Source organism: Paenibacillus sp. FSL R7-0297, from assembly GCF_038009025.1.
Taxonomy (GTDB): domain Bacteria; phylum Bacillota; class Bacilli; order Paenibacillales; family Paenibacillaceae; genus Paenibacillus_AQ.
Genome location: NZ_JBBPAQ010000001.1, coordinates 1,292,265 through 1,308,367 on the forward strand (window position 1 = coordinate 1,292,265; position 16,103 = coordinate 1,308,367).

17 protein-coding genes are annotated in these 16,103 nt (G+C 53.5%); 11 read left to right on the plus strand and 6 right to left on the minus strand.

Annotation, left to right across the window (positions count from 1 at the left end; all coding sequences use genetic code 11):
- Positions 1-16: 16 nt before the first annotated feature.
- Genes MKZ24_RS05655 through MKZ24_RS05665 form a run of 3 tightly spaced genes read left to right on the plus strand, consistent with a single transcriptional unit; the run spans position 17 to position 3,671 of the window.
- Positions 17-760, plus strand: coding sequence for a polyphosphate polymerase domain-containing protein (locus tag MKZ24_RS05655; RefSeq protein ID WP_340781629.1), 744 nt, complete (start codon positions 17-19; stop codon positions 758-760).
- Positions 753-1,436 carry a DUF4956 domain-containing protein gene (locus MKZ24_RS05660; protein ID WP_039295048.1) on the plus strand — a complete coding sequence of 228 codons (684 nt, stop codon included), beginning with the start codon at positions 753-755 and terminating at the stop codon, positions 1,434-1,436. Before MKZ24_RS05655 ends, MKZ24_RS05660 begins: the two co-directional genes overlap by 8 nt.
- Before the next feature lie 27 nt (positions 1,437-1,463).
- Positions 1,464-3,671 (plus strand): carbohydrate-binding domain-containing protein, encoded by a 2,208-nt coding sequence (locus tag MKZ24_RS05665; protein WP_340781630.1) that lies wholly within the window; start codon positions 1,464-1,466, stop codon positions 3,669-3,671.
- Positions 3,672-3,772: 101 nt separating this feature from the next.
- Here MKZ24_RS05665 and MKZ24_RS05670 read toward each other — a convergent pair whose 3' ends face one another.
- Positions 3,773-4,687: a phosphatidate cytidylyltransferase gene (locus MKZ24_RS05670; protein ID WP_042240854.1), complete on the minus strand. Its 915-nt coding sequence runs from the start codon at positions 4,685-4,687 to the stop codon at positions 3,773-3,775.
- A 391-nt stretch (positions 4,688-5,078) separates the two neighbouring features.
- On the opposite strand from MKZ24_RS05670, the gene MKZ24_RS05675 reads away from it, so the two are divergent.
- The 3 genes from MKZ24_RS05675 (at position 5,079) to MKZ24_RS05685 (ending at position 7,339) form a co-directional block, all read left to right on the plus strand.
- Complete coding sequence (locus tag MKZ24_RS05675; protein WP_039295040.1) at positions 5,079-5,624, plus strand: hypothetical protein; 546 nt, start codon at positions 5,079-5,081, stop codon at positions 5,622-5,624.
- Between the two features lie 110 nt (positions 5,625-5,734).
- Complete coding sequence (locus tag MKZ24_RS05680) at positions 5,735-6,211, plus strand: DinB family protein (RefSeq protein ID WP_042240850.1); 477 nt, start codon at positions 5,735-5,737, stop codon at positions 6,209-6,211.
- Positions 6,212-6,454: 243 nt separating this feature from the next.
- Entirely contained in the window at positions 6,455-7,339 is an 885-nt protein-coding gene (locus MKZ24_RS05685) for a phosphotransferase family protein (protein WP_042240846.1), read from the plus strand.
- Positions 7,340-7,351: 12 nt separating this feature from the next.
- Here the strand turns inward: MKZ24_RS05685 and MKZ24_RS05690 are convergent, their stop codons facing one another.
- The 3 genes from MKZ24_RS05690 to MKZ24_RS05700 all read right to left on the minus strand — a co-directional run bounded on the left by MKZ24_RS05690 (position 7,352) and on the right by MKZ24_RS05700 (position 9,816).
- Positions 7,352-8,239, minus strand: a complete 888-nt coding sequence (locus MKZ24_RS05690; protein WP_340781631.1) for a diacylglycerol/lipid kinase family protein — start codon at positions 8,237-8,239, stop codon at positions 7,352-7,354.
- A gap of 144 nt (positions 8,240-8,383) precedes the next feature.
- On the minus strand, positions 8,384-9,343 hold the full coding sequence (locus MKZ24_RS05695) for a catalase family peroxidase (RefSeq protein WP_340781632.1): 960 nt from the start codon (positions 9,341-9,343) through the stop codon (positions 8,384-8,386).
- Between the two features lie 80 nt (positions 9,344-9,423).
- A complete protein-coding gene (locus tag MKZ24_RS05700; RefSeq protein WP_340781634.1) occupies positions 9,424-9,816 on the minus strand; it encodes a GNAT family N-acetyltransferase in 393 nt (130 codons plus the stop codon).
- 229 nt (positions 9,817-10,045) lie between these two features.
- On the opposite strand from MKZ24_RS05700, the gene MKZ24_RS05705 reads away from it, so the two are divergent.
- On the plus strand, positions 10,046-10,387 hold the full coding sequence (locus MKZ24_RS05705; protein ID WP_039295098.1) for a zinc ribbon domain-containing protein YjdM: 342 nt from the start codon (positions 10,046-10,048) through the stop codon (positions 10,385-10,387).
- 86 nt (positions 10,388-10,473) lie between these two features.
- Here the strand turns inward: MKZ24_RS05705 and MKZ24_RS05710 are convergent, their stop codons facing one another.
- Positions 10,474-11,508, minus strand: a complete 1,035-nt coding sequence (locus MKZ24_RS05710; protein ID WP_340781635.1) for a C40 family peptidase — start codon at positions 11,506-11,508, stop codon at positions 10,474-10,476.
- A 180-nt stretch (positions 11,509-11,688) separates the two neighbouring features.
- Between MKZ24_RS05710 and MKZ24_RS05715 the strand changes: the two genes are divergently transcribed.
- The 4 genes from MKZ24_RS05715 to MKZ24_RS05730 all read left to right on the plus strand — a co-directional run bounded on the left by MKZ24_RS05715 (position 11,689) and on the right by MKZ24_RS05730 (position 15,583).
- Positions 11,689-12,369 carry a TetR/AcrR family transcriptional regulator gene (locus MKZ24_RS05715; protein ID WP_340781636.1) on the plus strand — a complete coding sequence of 227 codons (681 nt, stop codon included), beginning with the start codon at positions 11,689-11,691 and terminating at the stop codon, positions 12,367-12,369.
- Positions 12,370-12,439: 70 nt separating this feature from the next.
- The gene (locus tag MKZ24_RS05720; protein WP_340781637.1) at positions 12,440-13,366 is read left to right on the plus strand and encodes an ABC transporter ATP-binding protein; all 927 of its coding nucleotides are present in this window, start codon (positions 12,440-12,442) and stop codon (positions 13,364-13,366) included.
- The gene (locus MKZ24_RS05725; RefSeq protein WP_340781638.1) at positions 13,363-14,112 is read left to right on the plus strand and encodes an ABC transporter permease; all 750 of its coding nucleotides are present in this window, start codon (positions 13,363-13,365) and stop codon (positions 14,110-14,112) included. The genes MKZ24_RS05720 and MKZ24_RS05725 overlap by 4 nt, the downstream gene beginning before the upstream one ends.
- Before the next feature lie 52 nt (positions 14,113-14,164).
- Entirely contained in the window at positions 14,165-15,583 is a 1,419-nt protein-coding gene (locus tag MKZ24_RS05730) for a DHA2 family efflux MFS transporter permease subunit (protein WP_042240827.1), read from the plus strand.
- A gap of 33 nt (positions 15,584-15,616) precedes the next feature.
- Here the strand turns inward: MKZ24_RS05730 and MKZ24_RS05735 are convergent, their stop codons facing one another.
- Positions 15,617-16,045, minus strand: a complete 429-nt coding sequence (locus tag MKZ24_RS05735) for a MarR family winged helix-turn-helix transcriptional regulator (RefSeq protein WP_042240825.1) — start codon at positions 16,043-16,045, stop codon at positions 15,617-15,619.
- Between the last annotated feature and the right edge of the window lie 58 nt (positions 16,046-16,103).

Here is a 16,103-nt window from a genome sequence, read left to right on the forward strand (position 1 = left end):
AAGGATCTGAACCCCTATGGCTATCGAAGTGTTCAACCGTTACGAGAACAAATACCTGTTTGACACCGAATCCTACCTGAAGCTCTATAACGAACTGCTCGAATATATGGAGCCCGATGAGTACAACAAGCAGCATGAGTATTACTCCATCACCAACCTGTATTATGACACACCGCATGATTCCCTGATCCGCAGCAGCCTGGCCAAGCCGAAATACAAGGAGAAGCTTCGCATCCGGGCCTACGGCATTCCTACCGGCGACACCAAGGTCTATCTGGAGATTAAGAAGAAGGTGTTCGGCCTGGTGAACAAGAGAAGAACCTCGCTCAAGCTGAATGAAGCCTATGATTTTGTCGCCAGCGGGATCGAGCCTGAATTCAAGAGCTACATGAACAAGCAGGTAATTGAAGAAATCAAGTACATGCTGACCCGCTATGATCTGCAGCCGAAGCTGTACCTGTCCTATGACCGCAAAGCAATGTTCTGCAAAAATAACCGCGACCTGCGCATCACCTTCGATACGAATATCCGCTGCCGGCGGTACGATCTGAAGATGGAGCATGGTGTATACGGCGAAGAGCTGCTGGAGCCGGGCCAATGGCTGATGGAAGTGAAGGCCGAGAAGACGATTCCGGTCTGGCTGGCCAAGATGCTCTCGGAGCACCAGATGTACCGCACCAGCTTCTCCAAATACGGCAACGAATATAAAAAAATGCTGAAGAACAGCAAAGCAGAAAGAGAGAGTGTTCGATATGCTTGATTCGATTTTTTCCGCAGCCCTGACCACTACGGAGCTAACCTTCACGAATGCCATTCTAACCATATTGATCTCGATTGTACTTGGCGGACTGATCAGCTTCACCTACATGAAGACGAACCCTGCTGGCTATTCGCAGAGCTTCACGCTTACGATGGTCCTGCTGCCAGTCATTGTGGCCATCATTATCCTGCTCATCGGCAGCAACGTTGCCCGGGCCTTCAGCCTTGCCGGCGCCTTCTCCATCATCCGGTTCAGAAGCGCACCCGGCGATCCCAAGGATATCACCTTCGTCCTGTTCACTATGGCCTCCGGCCTGGCCTGCGGGGTTGGATCATTCGGGTATGCGGTACTCTTCACCCTTATTCTCTGCATCCTGATGGTCGTGCTGAACCGCACAGGCTTTGGTCTTAGAAAGTCGATGCAAAAGACACTGAAGGTGACAATTCCCGAGAATCTAGGGTATGAGGAAGCCTTTGCGGAAGTCTTCAACAAGTTTGGTGTGGCTTACGAGCTGAAGAAGATCAGAACCACCGAACTAGGCAGCCTGTATGAACTGGTCTATGCCGTAACGATTGATGAGCACACGAGCCAGAAGGAATTACTTGACGCTATCCGCACACGCAACGGTAACCTTGACCTCTCACTGACCATGGCTCCGGTCATGAATGATTATTAATGCTAAAACAGAAGGGAAAGATGACAGATGAAGAACTTAATCTTAGGCGGTAAAATAGGACTGGTGCTGTTATGCGCCGCAGTCATGTCGGCTTGCAGCACAAACGCCGCTACGCAAAATACTACAAGTAACAACGCAGGTACTGCAGTAACGGCTGAGCAGAGCAGTACGTCTGCCGCAGTGCAGCTGGCAAGTGTGAAGCTGGCGGATCTGGTAACTTTTGATGAAGACGATGCTGAGACGGCCTGGACGGAGGCGGATTCGACCGCGATTACCCTAACCGGAACGGGCGCTACTGTCAACGGCGCCGGTGCCGCAGCTGCGGACGGAACAGTAACGATTACGGAAGCAGGGACTTATGTACTCAGCGGCACGCTCAGTGACGGGCAGATTATTGTAGACGAGCAGGCGAAGGGAACCGTACGGCTGGTAATGAACGGTGTACAGCTGACGGACAGCGACAGTGCACCGATCTATATTAAGGAAGCGGGTAAAGTAGTGATTACCCTGCAGGAAGGCACAGAGAATAGCGTGACTGACGGAGCGGCTTATGTGTTCGCAGATGCGGCTACCGACGAACCGAGCGCAGCCATTTACAGCAAAGCCGATTTGACCATTAACGGCACCGGCAAGCTGATCGTAACCGGCAACTACAACGATGGTATTTCAAGCAAAGACGATCTGAAGATCATGTCCGGCACGTTTGAAGTGAAGGCAGCAGATGATGGCATCGTCGGCAAAGACCTGATCGCCGTACAGGACGGTAATATTACCATTAATGCAGAGGGCGATGGCATCAAATCAACTAATGACGAAGATGCGGACAAAGGCTTCATCGCGATTGCAGCAGGAACCTTTGATATTACCGCAGGCAATGACGGCATTCAAGCCGAGACGGCGGCAGTGATTGACGGCGGCACCTACACCCTGGTAACCGGCGGCGGCAGTGTGAATGCGAAAGTGAAGGCAGGCGAAGGCGGAATGGGCATGGGCGGCGGCTTCGGCGGTCAACGTCCGGGAACAGAGACTTCTGGGGATCAGCCAGCAGCCGGGGGTACGCCGCCTGCGATGGATGCAGCGGCAACAACAGACCAGGCTGCAACCGCAGCGGCTGAAACAGACACCGCAGCGGCGGCTGAGACCGAGTCCACGAGCGCCAAGGGGCTGAAAGCAGGCGGAGATCTCACCGTGAACGGAGGAAGCTTCACGATTGATTCCGCAGATGATGCGGTGCACAGTAACAGCAATGTCTCCATCACGGATGGACAATTCGAAATTGCCGCAGGCGATGATGGTATCCATGCCGATTCCCTGACCTCCCTGTCCGGCGGAACGATCAACATTACGAAGAGCTATGAAGGGATTGAAGGAGGAAGCATTACCGTATCCGGTGGTGAGATTCATGTAGTCGCGACGGATGACGGCGTGAATGTGGCCGGAGGCAACGATAATAACGCGGCTGCTGGAGGAACGCAGGCACAAGATCAATTCAGCAGCACCGGAAGCAACCTGCTGACCATCAGCGGCGGAACCCTGACCGTGAATGCAGCAGGCGACGGTCTGGATTCAAACGGGTCGATCACTATGACCGGCGGCACCGCTATTGTGAATGGCCCTGAGAATTCGGGCAACGGGGCACTGGATTACGACGGAACCTTCAATATGACGGGCGGATATCTGGTAGCAGCAGGTGCCTCTGGTATGGCGCAGGCTCCTGGTGAAGACTCCAGCCAGTATTCGGTAGGCATGACCTTCTCGGAAACCCAGCAGGCCGGAACCCTGGTTCACCTGGAAGACGCTGATGGCAATACGATCCTGACCTTCACTCCATCGAAGAGCTTCCAGACGGTAGTTGTGAGCTCTCCTGAGCTGAAAGAAGGCTCATACACTGTCTATACCGGAGGCAGCTCTACCGGAACAGCCGTAGACGGATTGTATACAGATGGTGAGTACAACGGAGGGACCGAATTCGTGACCATTGATATCACCAGCAGTGTAACCTGGGCCAATGAGTCGGGTATAACCACTGCCCCAAGCGGCATGGGCGGCCCTGGCGGTGGAGGCGGATTCGGCGGCGGCGGTAGAGGCAACGGCCAAGGCGGTACACCGCCAGCGGACGCGGGCACCACGAAGCCAGCGGATGCGGGCACCACGAAGCCAGCAGACGCAGGAACTACCAAGCCAGCGGATGCCGGCACAACAGCTCCTGCAGATGCAGCAGCAAGCACTAAGTAAGCAGGCTGAGCATTTGTAGCCTGACAGGACAACAGAGACTATCCATTGGCGGATAGTCTCTGTTTTTTGCGTTCCGGAGCGGCAACGGGTCTGCCGGGCGGTTACATGAAGTCGAAGAAGTAACGGATCACATGGAAGAATACCGGAGCGGTATAGGTAAGGCTGTCGATACGGCTGAGGTAGCTTTTCTTCAGCGCAGCGAATTTATCATCATCGCCGATCAGAAGATCGCGCTTGAGCACAGATACGGTCAGGCTGCCGAAGAAGCCGCTGAGGCTGATCAGCATGCCGGAGAGATACCCGAAGGCCGGATTCAGAGGTGTGAGGTGCGGATAGATCAGATAGGACACCGCTGTAGTTACAACGAACGCGCAGGCGAATCCTTCCCAGGTCAGGTAGGGGTTGGAGGTAGGGACGATTTTGTGTTTGCCGAAATAGATCGAGGCCAGATAGTGAACGGCATCATTAAGCTGGGTCAGCACGACCAGAAACAGGACAAGACCGGCCCCATATTCCGGCGACGCAAACTGGAAGTAGGCCAGGTGGCTTAGCCCGAAGACCATCAGCATCAGCCCCCACTGGGTGGCGCTGACACTGCGCAGGAAGCCCAGTGTTCCTTTGTTGATCAGCCGCGGAAGCGGCAGCAGCAGGAACACGTAGACTGGAATGAAGACGATGAACATCCCGTACCACTCAATATAGACCCAGTAGAATTGCAGGGGAATGGACAGGTACGCCCAGAGGAACAGTCTGCGGTCCGCTTTTCTTGTCCGGATCATGGAGAAATATTCTTTGAGCGCGAAGAAGGCCAGCACCATCAGGGACAGCAGGGAAACAACGGAATTGGACAGGGTAGCCAGGCAGAAGATGAACAGCATGCCCCACCAGGTTTTGATCCGGAAGCCGATTCCGGTGTAGTCCTTATCCTTCTGCAGTCTGCTGACAGCAAGATATAATAAGTGTATAACCGACAAAGCTGCAAAAATAAGTACAAGCGTAAATAACGAGCGGTCCATCAGCAATCACCAACTTATCTCGGGGTGGAATTTCAATAAAGGAATTTTATGTTAGAATAAACAGAGTGTCCAGCTTATTTTGAAGCTTCCACTTGATCTGATCCGTTTCCAGCCGTCTGTGGAGCCTTCTTAGTAGGCACTGTAGACATAAATGTTGTACGTGCTACAACTCTGAATTATTGATAACCGGGTGCTTGGGGGGAATGTTGTATGAAATACAGGAATATTCCCGCTAAGCCGCTCGGAAGAGGCGAAATGCTGCCTTTTGGAGACAATTTTGTGTTTGAACCGATTTAATAAGTGAAATGTTGTATTATGTGCAGGATTCTAGAGAGTTACAGGATCACTGCCACATAAGGCCTATATACCAGACTATAAGGGGAAAATTGCAATGTCAGCTGATTCTTCGGTCTATATTCTGCTCACCAATACAGGTACGCTTTTTACGAAGCTGATCCAGGGCTACACGAAGGCTCCGTATAATCATGCCTCCATCTCGTTTAACCGGGAGCTGTCAGAGCTGTACAGCTTCGGGCGGAAGCATCCGGCCAATCCGCTGAACGGCGGGTTCGTGAAGGAGGATATCCGTACAGGTACATACAGCAAGTATCCGGGTACAACATGCGTCATCTACAGGCTTCAGGTTACAGACCGTGAGGTGGAGAAAATGAAGCGGGTTCTGCATGTCTTCATCCGCAGCCGCCAGAAGTATCTCTATAATATTCTCGGCGTCATCGGCATAGCGCTGAAGGAGCCGGTTGAATTCAGCAACTCCTACTTCTGCTCGCAGTTTGTTGCCGAGATTCTGGAGCGCTCTGGAATTAAGCTGTGGAATAAGCTGCCTGCACTCGTGACCCCGGATGATTTCCGGCAGAGCGACCGGCTGGAGCTGGTTTATTACGGTAAGTTAAGCGATTATCACCCTTCTGGGATGTAGAGAAAGTCCTCGTTTCCGTTAAGGGAAGAGGACTTTAATTATAGTTGAACCCTACCTGGCTTATGATGTCCGGATTGTGGTATTTTCAGTAAGAAAAGGAGAGTGGAAGTATGGTTCATGCCAAGGATGTGCTTGCCAATCAATTATTGGCGAATGCCAATGACCCCAGCTGGCATCTTCCGTTCATTCAGGCGGTAGAGGCGGTTACAGAGGAAGAGGCTTTCTGGAAGCCCGGAGCGGGCTTGAACAGTATTGCTGAACTCACCGGGCATTTGCTGTACTGGAATGAGACCTGGCAGATTAGGTACCGGGCGGGGCGGGTGGATGCTGTCCCTCCGGTTGGTGATAACAACCGCAGCTTTGTGATTCCGGAGGGTACGGCATTCAGCGAACTGCGGGAAAGCCTGCTGCAGGTCTTGCTGCAATGGCAGACCCTGTTGTCCGAAGCGAGACTTGAGGAACAGGTGGAAGGATTCCCTGGACCGGCTGTCTGGTGGGAAATCATCAGCAATGCGGCTACGCATAATGCCTACCATATCGGCCAAATGGTCCTGCTTCACAAGCTGTACGGCACGCTTCAGCAGTAACCCATCTGCGAAAATACTGCCGGAACGATAAGAAGCATCCCGAACAGACCCGTAAGGTTACTTGCGGGTTTGTTTATACTGCATAGATAAGAATATATAGGTTGCACACGATTTTCCGCTGAAGCGGATTCCTGAATTTGCCCGCCGCCTGCTTGTGCAGAATGCCTGAATCTGTAATAAACTGGAGCATGTGATATTCTTGGAATATTGTCTACTGAAGGAAAAAGAGAGGGATTTCATATCATGAATGCTAATATCATCAGAGCGCTGGAAATAAGATATGCCTGCCGGTTGGAGCGGCTTACAGGAGGGTATACAAATTTCGCCTATCTGATGGCAGGGGCGGAGCCTCCGCTTGTAGCCAAAGTAACGAATCTGTCTAACGAAGACACGCTCAATGAGATCCAGGCAATGAAGCTGGTACAGGGAAGCTGTGATACACCGGCCATACATGATGTGTCAGAGATGGACGGGATGCGGATACTCGTGATGGACTGCCTGCCGGGCGTAAGTGCACAATCCGTTCTTGATGCAGGAGACTGGGCGAGAGCGAAGCAAATATACAGCAGAATGGGCCAGCTGCTGGCTTCCCAGATTCATTCGCAGCCGTACCAACTGCAAGAGCAAGGGCTACGCCTCAGCAACAGATCTGCACTTAGTCAGATGATTAAGAAGAAGTTAGAGTTCGTACCGGGCCCCCTGAGCAGGTATTCGCTCCAGCTCCTATCGGCTGCCGATGCCCAGGACCAGCCTTGGGTTCTGACGCATGGGGATTACGGGGTACATAATATACTTTGTGAACCGGAAGGTACTCTTCATGTGCTGGACTGGGAATGGGCAGAATGGGGCGGTCCGCTCAATGACGTGGCCTGGGTCTGCTGGTTCACGAAGCTGCATTACCCCGGGCAAGCCCAGGAGCTGAATGCAGCCTTCATCCGGGGCTACCTGTCCGGGAATCCGCTGTCGTTCACACCGCAGCAGTTGAAGGCATCCAGCCTATATAAAGTGTGGAATGTGCTGCACCGGCTGCGGATTGCTCCCAAAGAGGTGCAGCGTGAGTGGGTTCGGCGTCTGGAATGGACGCTGAATGAGGATTTCAGCGATCTGCACGGGAGTAGTCTTCCGTAACCGGCTGGCCAGTCACTGCTCCGGCACAATAACCCGGATGTGACGCGGAATCGTGCTTAGCCGGATGGGGAGCGGCGGGCCTTCTTCACCATCGACATTGGTCTTCACCAGCTCGGAAGAGTGCACCGTGACTTGTCTAGCCGTGAAATAGATAACATCTTTATGATTTCTCAGGTTGCCGAGCAGCAAGGAGATGCTGACCGTTACGGTGTTCAGCAGATTAAGATCCTTGACGATGAAGCAGTGAAGCAGCCCGTCATCTACAGCAGCACCGGGCGCAAGCTTCTCGAATCCGCCTACTGAATTCGTAAGCGCCGCGATAAACAGCGGCGAAGAGCCTTCCCAGATCTCCCCGTCATGCGTGATGGTCAGAGCGTGTGCGCTGTTGCTGGCCAGCTCTTTAATGCCCTCTTTCAGATAGGCCAGGAAACCCAGCCGGGTCTTGTCTTCGGTGGTAACAGAAGAGAGTGAGCCGGCCAGTGAGCCCGCAGCAACCACATTTACGAACAGCCGGTCGTTCAACCGGCCCATGTCGACTCTTTGCGTACAGGTGGAAGAGAGCGTCCGGATGGCATCCGCAGGACTTAGCGGAATCTGCAGGGCACGGGCGAAGTCATTCACCGTTCCCATGGGCACGATCCCCAGCTTAGGGCGGTGCTCCTGATCGGCAAGCCCGTTCATGGTCTCGTGAAGGGTTCCGTCTCCGCCGATGGCCACCACCAGATCATAGCCCCCGCTGCATGCCTGCACGCAGAACGCAGTTGCATCCCCCTCCCCGGCGGTTTCATGGATGGTAACCTGATATCCTGCGCTTTGCAGAATCTCTTCCGCACTGCGGATATAGTCCCGCGCGTCTGCTTTGCCGGACGCGGGGTTGATGATAATCATAGCCTGCTGCATACTGCACTCCTCTCTGTGTGTCTGGATTATTATCCATTACCCAACCAGGCCTAGCGATTGAATCAAAAGCGCCAAAGGGCAACAAAAAGTCCCTTTGGCGCTTAATTTGTAACCGGACATCCTGCGCCACAGCTCCGGCCGGGATTATCTTCCTTCACTTCGTCTATGATGAGAATCGGCATAGGCTGCGCTGCGGAAGTTAAGAATCGGATCGTCCGACAGCAGTATCCCGGACGTGATTGCGGTGGGGTCCATTACCAGTCCCTCCGGTTCCGGAATGATCTCCGAGAGATGCAGCCGGCCGAGATCGATTCTCCGGCGGTCCTCCGGCCAGGCACGGGTCGGGTCATCCGTCGGGTCCCCTTCTTCACCGAGAACAGCCACGAGCTGGAAGATGGCCGACTCATCCTTGAAGCGAAGCTCAAGTTCATCCTCCAGATAATGATCCGGCTGCTGCGCCGCATCCTCAGCCGATAAGGTACGCACTCCCGTCTCGGGAATCCACTCGAACCGTACGGGCTGCTGCCTTCCCTCTGCATTCACCAAATAATAAGCATGAATGCAGTAATAATGACTCTCTGCGTAGCTGGCAGGCGGCTTCAGCCGTTTCACGGCCAGCAGACTCGTCTTGCTCTCGCTGAAGTGGACCGTGATCTCCTTGATCAGCTCCAGGGTCCCGAGTGTGCCGGCCTGTGCGCGGTGGGCCGTACGGACAATATCTATGAATGACTCAGGGGTGCGGGCAAAAAAGACAGGTATCGTCACTCCGACCAGATTGGTAATCCCTCCACCCGGCAGGCTGAACTGGACCGCCATACCCTTGGCGGGCGAGAGAAGGTCCGCCAGCGCCGGATCGGTGGAGCTGCCCGAGAAACGGACCACTGCGTCAACCTGCTGCTCCTGAAGATGTGCGGCGGTGGTGAATTCCATGCCCAGGCCGCTTGGCCGGAAGAAAGCACGGCAGCAGATTCCCTTGGCATGCGCGCGGCGGTATCCGGGATGCACCCCGGACAGATCCTCGATCGCGTCTACGGCCTCAGCGGCCAGGCTGGAATATTCGTCCCCGCTTGCGGGAAGATGGCTGATCCGATCAGATGTATTCATGCCATACTCACTCCTCGTAAGTTCATTTGTACCCGGACAAGCTGCATCAGCTGGATCATAGTTATTACCACACTGGCTTTTTACTTAAACTGCTTCTCGTAGACATCCACTTCATTATTATGGTTATCCATGGCACTTCTGATCCGGACATAGCCGTTCGCAGTCCAGAATGCTTCCCCGGCCTTATTCTCCAGCTGAACCGCCAGCCTGACTGCGTTTAAGCCTTGCTGCTTAAACATCTGCTCCAGCTCATGGACGGCAGTCTTCCCGATACCCTGCCGGCTATACTGCTGGTGAATAACCAGAAGCCCGATCCATGGATGATGATCCTGTCCGTAATCGGGAAGGTAGGTAATTAGCCCAGCGTACCCGGTGTGGGCCTTGATGTACAGCATCTTTTCTCCCATTTCGAGGTTCACCCGGTTGTCTTCGCGGATTTCCAGCGGTTCGAGGTACGCTTTATGCTCCACCATGAGGTTGAAGGCAGGCTGGGAATTAAGGATTGAGGCTTGAATTTGAAGGCTTTCCGGGGATAGGGGATCTGGAACGGCTTCTAATTGGATGATGATAACCACCAGCTTTCTATTAGATAAATATCTAATTAGATGATAATATAATTGTCGCTGGCTAGCAAGCTATATGCTAAAATTAAGCAGGATCATCCCCAAAATAGTGCTTAAGCAGAAATGGAGAAAAGAAATAATGAATGAATTACCAAACTGCCCGCAGTGCAGTTCCGTGTACACCTATGAGGACGGAGCGCTTCTGGTATGCCCGGAATGCGGACATGAGTGGTCTTTGGACACAGAGAATGCAAGCAACGTGGACCAGAAGGTGGTTAAGGATTCGAACGGCAATGTTCTGGCTGACGGGGACACCATAACGGTGATTAAAGACCTCAAGGTAAAAGGCAGCTCATCCGTTCTGAAGATAGGTACTAAGGTGAAGAACATCCGGCTGGTGGAAGGCGACCATGATATCGACTGCAAAATCGACGGGTTTGGTGCGATGAAGCTGAAGTCGGAGTTTGTCCGTAAAGCATAAAACAGAAGGACCGGTATCCGAACCCCAGCGGGCAGCAGATTCCGGTCCTTTTATTTCTTGGTAGAGGAGTAAGAACGTACTTGATGTTATAGAATTCTGCGGGCGGTAACGAAACGTTTCTTCCACTGGCTGCCGAAGGCCTCGATATGTACACCCAGCTCTTTGGAATAGGTATGCAGCATTTGATTATTTCCGGCATAGATAGCCACATGTCCTATATCCAGCCCCCGGGCGCTGAAGAACAGCAGATCTCCCGTGCGCAGCTCGTCCACTCCAACCTCAGTACCTTCCAGCGCCTGGTCATAAGACACGCGGGGAAGCTCAACCGACAGCGTGTCCGCAAATACCCGTTTCACAAAAGACGAGCAGTCGAACGTATCGGTCTGATCCGGCGAAGCCCCGAATACATAAGGCGCATTCAGATATTTCTTCCCGTAGGCAATCAGTGCGTCCCCTTGCTTCTGCAGCAGAGAGGTGCTTCTGTAATCCGTATATTTCGGCTTGGAGGACAGATATCCGGTCACATGATCTTCCGTCCGCACCTCCAGCCAAAGGGCATTCACTTCGCGGATGACCTGGATTTTGCTGCCTGCGGGCAGCAGGGCCAGCGTGGTGGCTTCACTCTCTGAGCCGGGGGAGCTGCGCAGATTAACCCCCCAAGTAACCGAGGTATTGTAGGCTGCGGCTGAAGAGATTAAGACGGAACCTGTGGCTGCTTCCCAGGTGACGGTGCTGCCCAGGGCTTCACTGACGAAGCGCAGGGGAATCATGCTGTAACCCTGCGACAGCTGCCCCGGTACGCTCAGGGCAAGCGGTTGCCCGTTCAGCCGGGCAGCGGCTGAACCAAGGGTATAGGTCAGGGTAGTGCCGCCTTTGGTTGCCGTCACGGTCTTGCTTGTATTATTCCAGGAGAGCTCGGCACCCTGGGCTTCAAACAGGTTACGCATGGGTACGAGCACCGTACCGCTGATATTCAGCGGCCGGGCTTCGGGCTGAAGCTGCTGCCCGTCCAGATAGATGGAAATGGGCTTGGGCGCAATTGCTGCATCTGCATGGACAGAGGCCGGGGCTAACAGGGTCAGCCCAAGCAGGGATAGGAATACAGTTCTTCTAGTTGTCATCGATGATCACCTTTTGGATAGATTTAACTCTATACATTGGACGTTGCCGGGGCGAAATGGTTCTGTGCCAATTGTTGGAAGGGAAGGCCGGGCCAAGGTGATTGGGCCAGGCTTAAATGAGTTGCTCTTGACTTCTGCCAGAATTCATCATAAAATCTAACCAGTTAGTTATAAATGGAGGTGGCAAGTATAGTATCATCAGAAAAAAAACGGAGTCCCAAAATTTACGATGCTGCCCGAACCAGAGGGATTATTCTTGATGCAGCCGAAAAGATCTTTGCCGAGCTTGGCTATTCAGCGGCACGGATTGATGTCATTGCGAAGGCGTCCGGGTACAATAAAAGTCTGATTTATCAGTATTTTGGCGACAAACTGGGCCTATATACAGAAGTCGTCAAACGCGCGGACCAGATTGGCGAACAGATTACAGGCGCGGTCATTAGCGGATTATTGAAGAATGAGAAGGTTGTATCGGACCCTGCGGCGTTCAGGAGCTTCCTGGAATCTTGGACCCGGGAGACGGTGTCCTTCCTTCTGGAGCACCGGAGTTACCTGAAAATTCTATTCTGGGAGGCCGCTGAAGACTGGAAGACCTGGAACCAGATCACCTATCGTCCGGACGATGCTATTCAAATGCATGAATTGGCCTTAGCTGCACAGAAGAACGGAATCCTCCGCCAGGATCTGGACCCGGCATTGTTTCCGATTCTGATTATGAATGTGACTACAGCTACCCTGCAGTCTTCTTCACGGTTTGAACATTTGCTAGGGACACTGGATTCCCCGCAGATGAGAGAAGAGACCACCCGGCAGATCGTGCAGTTTATTATCCATGGTGTTATGGAGCCGTCTTTGCTGTAAGAGACGGCTGTTCTTTTGGACAAATTATAAACAACTAGTTAGTTTTAAATTGGGAGCAGGAGTGATGTTTATGACCGCAATGATTCAGACTGAAGGGTTAACCAAGCATTTTGGCAGCAATCATGCTGTGAACGGACTGTCGCTGGAGGTGAACCAGGGCGAAATCTACGGCTTCCTGGGACTGAACGGTGCCGGCAAAACAACAACCATCCGTATGCTGCTAGGCATGATCCGCGCTGATTCCGGGTCCTCCTATGTATTCGGACAGCGAGTGGATGCGGGCAGTCATAAGCTGTGGGCGAAGGTAGGGTACATGGTCGAGACGCCCTACTCCTATCCTGAGCTGACCGTCCGCGAGAATCTGGAGATTATCCGCAGGCTGCGGGGTATCGCAGACCGCAGGGCCATTGACAGCATCATCGATAAGCTCCAGCTTACCGCTTACCGGGACCGCAAGGCGGGGACGCTCTCCCTCGGCAACGGGCAGCGGCTGGGTCTCGCCAAGGCCATGCTGCATCATCCGCAGGTGCTGATTCTGGATGAGCCGACGAACGGGCTTGATCCGGCCGGGATTGTAGAGGTGCGGGAGCTGCTCCGGGAGCTTGCACTTCAGCACGGCGTAACGATTTTTATCTCCAGCCATATTCTCGGTGAGGTCTCCAGGCTGACGACGCGGATTGGCATCGTGCATCAGGGCCGGCTGCTGCAGGAGGCGGATGTGAAGGAGCTGCAGCATCTGCTCCGCAAGCGCCTGCTTGTGCAGACCCGGGACACTGCCAGTGCCCGGAAGAGGCTGATCCAGGCCGGATATACTGTGCAGGAAGCCGGACAGGGAACGCTGCTGCTTACGGATGACCGCGCTATCGCGAACCCGGACCACATCTCCAAGCTGCTTGTGTATGCGGATATGCCGCCCACGCTGATCCAGGTGGAGGAGGAGGATTTGGAGGCTTATTTTCTAAGAATGATTGAGGCTGAAGGAGGAATGAAAGGATGAGTCAATGGATATCGGCCTTGGGGGTAGAGGTGCTTAAGCTTCGCCGTTCCAGGCTGTTCTGGATCTCGCTTGCAGCCAGTATGATGGTGCCGGTCATGATCGGGCTGGTCTTCTCGGGAACGATTGGCTCCCAGAGCAGCTTCGAGGGTGAGATCAATATGGCGGGACTCCTGAAGGAGCTGGGTATTGTGATCTCTATGGGGGGCCTCATCGGATTCGGGTTTGTGTTCAGCTGGATCTTCGGCCGGGAATATTCCGACCGCACGCTCAAGGATCTGCTGGCCCTGCCGCTGTCCAGATACGGGGTGGCTGCCGCCAAGCTGCTCGTTGCAGCAGTCCTCAGCATGGGGCTGGCGCTGCTGGTATTCATCGTCGGCTGCGTAACAGCAGGGCTTGTCGGCTTGGACGGATGGAGCCTGGAGGTCATTCTTCATGGCTTCGGCCGTTACGCGGAGGTCAGTCTAATGGTGATCTGCCTGAGCATACCTGTGGCGTGGATGGCTTGTATCGGCCGTGGTTATATGACTCCGCTCGGCGTGGTCCTGCTGACCATTGTAGTTGCCCAGTTCGGTGGGGCGCTCGGTATTGTGGAATATATTCCATGGGCTGTTCCCGGATTGTTCAGCGGCGCTTCGGGGGAGGAGAGCTCCCATCTGGAGGCGATTAGCCGTATGCTTCCGTATCTAACCGGCGGCATTGGCGTAATAGGCACTCTTGCCTGGTGGCGTTATGCCGACCAGACATAGATCAGGCGGATTTTTAGAAGATAATCAATACGTATCAATGGAGGGAAACTAAATGGAGAAGATACCAAAGGGAACCGTACTAATCATGGCTATTCTAATTATCGGGACTATGCTCGGGCTGCTAAATCAATCTTCACTGAATACAGCACTGCCGAATATTATGGGCGATTTCCAGGTGTCCACGAGTACTGCCCAATGGCTGACAACGGCTTTTGCACTGGTTACAGGCATTGTGGTTCCGATCACGGCTTTTCTGATTCAGAGGTTTACAACCAAGCAGGTCTTCGTCTTTGCCATGGGTATGCTGACCGCGGGAACGCTCCTGTGTGCGGTCTCGCCGAATTTCGGACTGCTGCTCACCGGAAGAATCGTGCAGGCCGTCGGAGTGGGCATCATGCTTCCCCTGGTGCAGACGTTAACGTTCATCCTGATCCCGGTTGCTAAGCGGGGGTTCACGATGGGGATGATCGGGCTTGCAATTAATTTCGCCCCGGCCATCGGACCTGTATTGAACGGCTGGCTGGTAGAGGATCATTCCTGGCGCTTGCTGTTCTATGTTCTGGCTCCTTACTCCCTGCTAATCACCGTCATTGGAGTCTTTCTCGTTAAGAATGTTACCCCGCAGGTGAAAAGTAAGGTGGATGCGTTATCCATGACGTTATCCTCGCTTGGCTTCGGCGGCGTATTATATGGATTCAGCGTCTCCGGCAGCAGAGGGTGGGGAAGTACGGAGGTGCTGATCTCCCTGGCGATCGGGTTCATTGCGCTGGGCCTGTTCGTCTGGCGGCAATTGACCATGGAGAATCCTCTGCTGGAGCTGAGGGTATTCACCAGTCCTGCCTTTACGATGGCTACAGTGATCAGTATGATTCTGATGATTATCATGCTGAGCGCCCAGCTGCTGCTCCCTATCTACATGCAGACTATGCTTGGTTATACCGCGCTCAAATCAGGTCTCATGCTGCTCCCCGGTGCGATTCTCATCTGTATAATGTCGCCCATAGCGGGCAGGCTTTTCGATAAAATAGGTGCCCGGACGATGGTCATCACCGGACTCGGCTTGACGGTCCTCTCTGCCTTGCTGTTCTCGAATCTGACAGAGCATACGACCTATACGTTCCTGATGGCCGGGTACTCTCTGCGGATGGTCGGCGTCAGCCTGACCTTGCTGCCGGTCATCACCAGCGGGATGAATTCCCTGCCGCCTGCCCTGATCCGGCATGGGATTCCCGTGAACACCACGCTGCGGACCGTTGCCGGTTCCATCGGCACAGCGCTGCTGGTCACCATAATGACTCATAGCGGCGGCGGCCAGCAACCAACGGGAGATGTCCACAGCTTAATTCACGGGATGAATGTGGCTTCTATGGTAACAACAGGAGCCGCAGTAGCTGCGCTGATCCTGGCCCTCTTCATCAAACGCAAGGAAGCCCCCGCTGAGATTCCGGCGAAGGGCGTGGCTGTGAAATAACCATTGTTGGAATGGAGATAGGATAGCCCTGGCTTAATAAAATACTTTGTGCTGCAAGAGATCGAGCGCCTGCTCGATCTCTTTGCGTTCTGCAGCCGTTATACCCGCAATACGCTGCTCGAACCGGGCTGCAATCTGCTGAAAGGCTTCATTCATCAGCGCTTCACCTGCGGCAGAGAGCGTGATCCCCTGCTTGCGGCGGTCATCCGGGTCAGTGATCCGGGTACAGACGCCCTTTTCGCTGAGCTTTTTCACTTCACGGCTCGTATTGGGCATCGACATCTGCATACAGTCACTGACCTCGCTGAGTGTTACCGGCTGGCTGACGGCGATGTATTCGAGAATTTTATATTGCAGCGGCGTTAAGGCCTCTGATTTCACATCTTTGGTTATATCGTTTGTTATTTGATGGACGGCAGCACTGAAGGCTACGAATTTCTGGAACAGCTGGTTATTGTCCATAAGATCACCTCAGAGGAAAACATACCAAATTAATTATCAAAAAACAATTATCATTTGA

Bases quoted from the DNA above. Each gene is read 5' to 3' on its own strand.
- MKZ24_RS05655 (WP_340781629.1), top strand. From the start codon at position 17: ATGGCTATCGAAGTGTTCAACCGTTACGAGAACAAATACCTGTTTGAC.
- MKZ24_RS05660 (WP_039295048.1), top strand. From the start codon at position 753: ATGCTTGATTCGATTTTTTCCGCAGCCCTGACCACTACGGAGCTAACC.
- MKZ24_RS05665 (WP_340781630.1), top strand. From the start codon at position 1,464: ATGAAGAACTTAATCTTAGGCGGTAAAATAGGACTGGTGCTGTTATGC.
- MKZ24_RS05670 (WP_042240854.1), bottom strand. From the start codon at position 4,687: ATGGACCGCTCGTTATTTACGCTTGTACTTATTTTTGCAGCTTTGTCG.
- MKZ24_RS05675 (WP_039295040.1), top strand. From the start codon at position 5,079: ATGTCAGCTGATTCTTCGGTCTATATTCTGCTCACCAATACAGGTACG.
- MKZ24_RS05680 (WP_042240850.1), top strand. From the start codon at position 5,735: ATGGTTCATGCCAAGGATGTGCTTGCCAATCAATTATTGGCGAATGCC.
- MKZ24_RS05685 (WP_042240846.1), top strand. From the start codon at position 6,455: ATGAATGCTAATATCATCAGAGCGCTGGAAATAAGATATGCCTGCCGG.
- MKZ24_RS05690 (WP_340781631.1), bottom strand. From the start codon at position 8,239: ATGCAGCAGGCTATGATTATCATCAACCCCGCGTCCGGCAAAGCAGAC.
- MKZ24_RS05695 (WP_340781632.1), bottom strand. From the start codon at position 9,343: ATGAATACATCTGATCGGATCAGCCATCTTCCCGCAAGCGGGGACGAA.
- MKZ24_RS05700 (WP_340781634.1), bottom strand. From the start codon at position 9,816: ATGGTGGAGCATAAAGCGTACCTCGAACCGCTGGAAATCCGCGAAGAC.
- MKZ24_RS05705 (WP_039295098.1), top strand. From the start codon at position 10,046: ATGAATGAATTACCAAACTGCCCGCAGTGCAGTTCCGTGTACACCTAT.
- MKZ24_RS05710 (WP_340781635.1), bottom strand. From the start codon at position 11,508: ATGACAACTAGAAGAACTGTATTCCTATCCCTGCTTGGGCTGACCCTG.
- MKZ24_RS05720 (WP_340781637.1), top strand. From the start codon at position 12,440: ATGACCGCAATGATTCAGACTGAAGGGTTAACCAAGCATTTTGGCAGC.
- MKZ24_RS05725 (WP_340781638.1), top strand. From the start codon at position 13,363: ATGAGTCAATGGATATCGGCCTTGGGGGTAGAGGTGCTTAAGCTTCGC.
- MKZ24_RS05730 (WP_042240827.1), top strand. From the start codon at position 14,165: ATGGAGAAGATACCAAAGGGAACCGTACTAATCATGGCTATTCTAATT.
- MKZ24_RS05735 (WP_042240825.1), bottom strand. From the start codon at position 16,045: ATGGACAATAACCAGCTGTTCCAGAAATTCGTAGCCTTCAGTGCTGCC.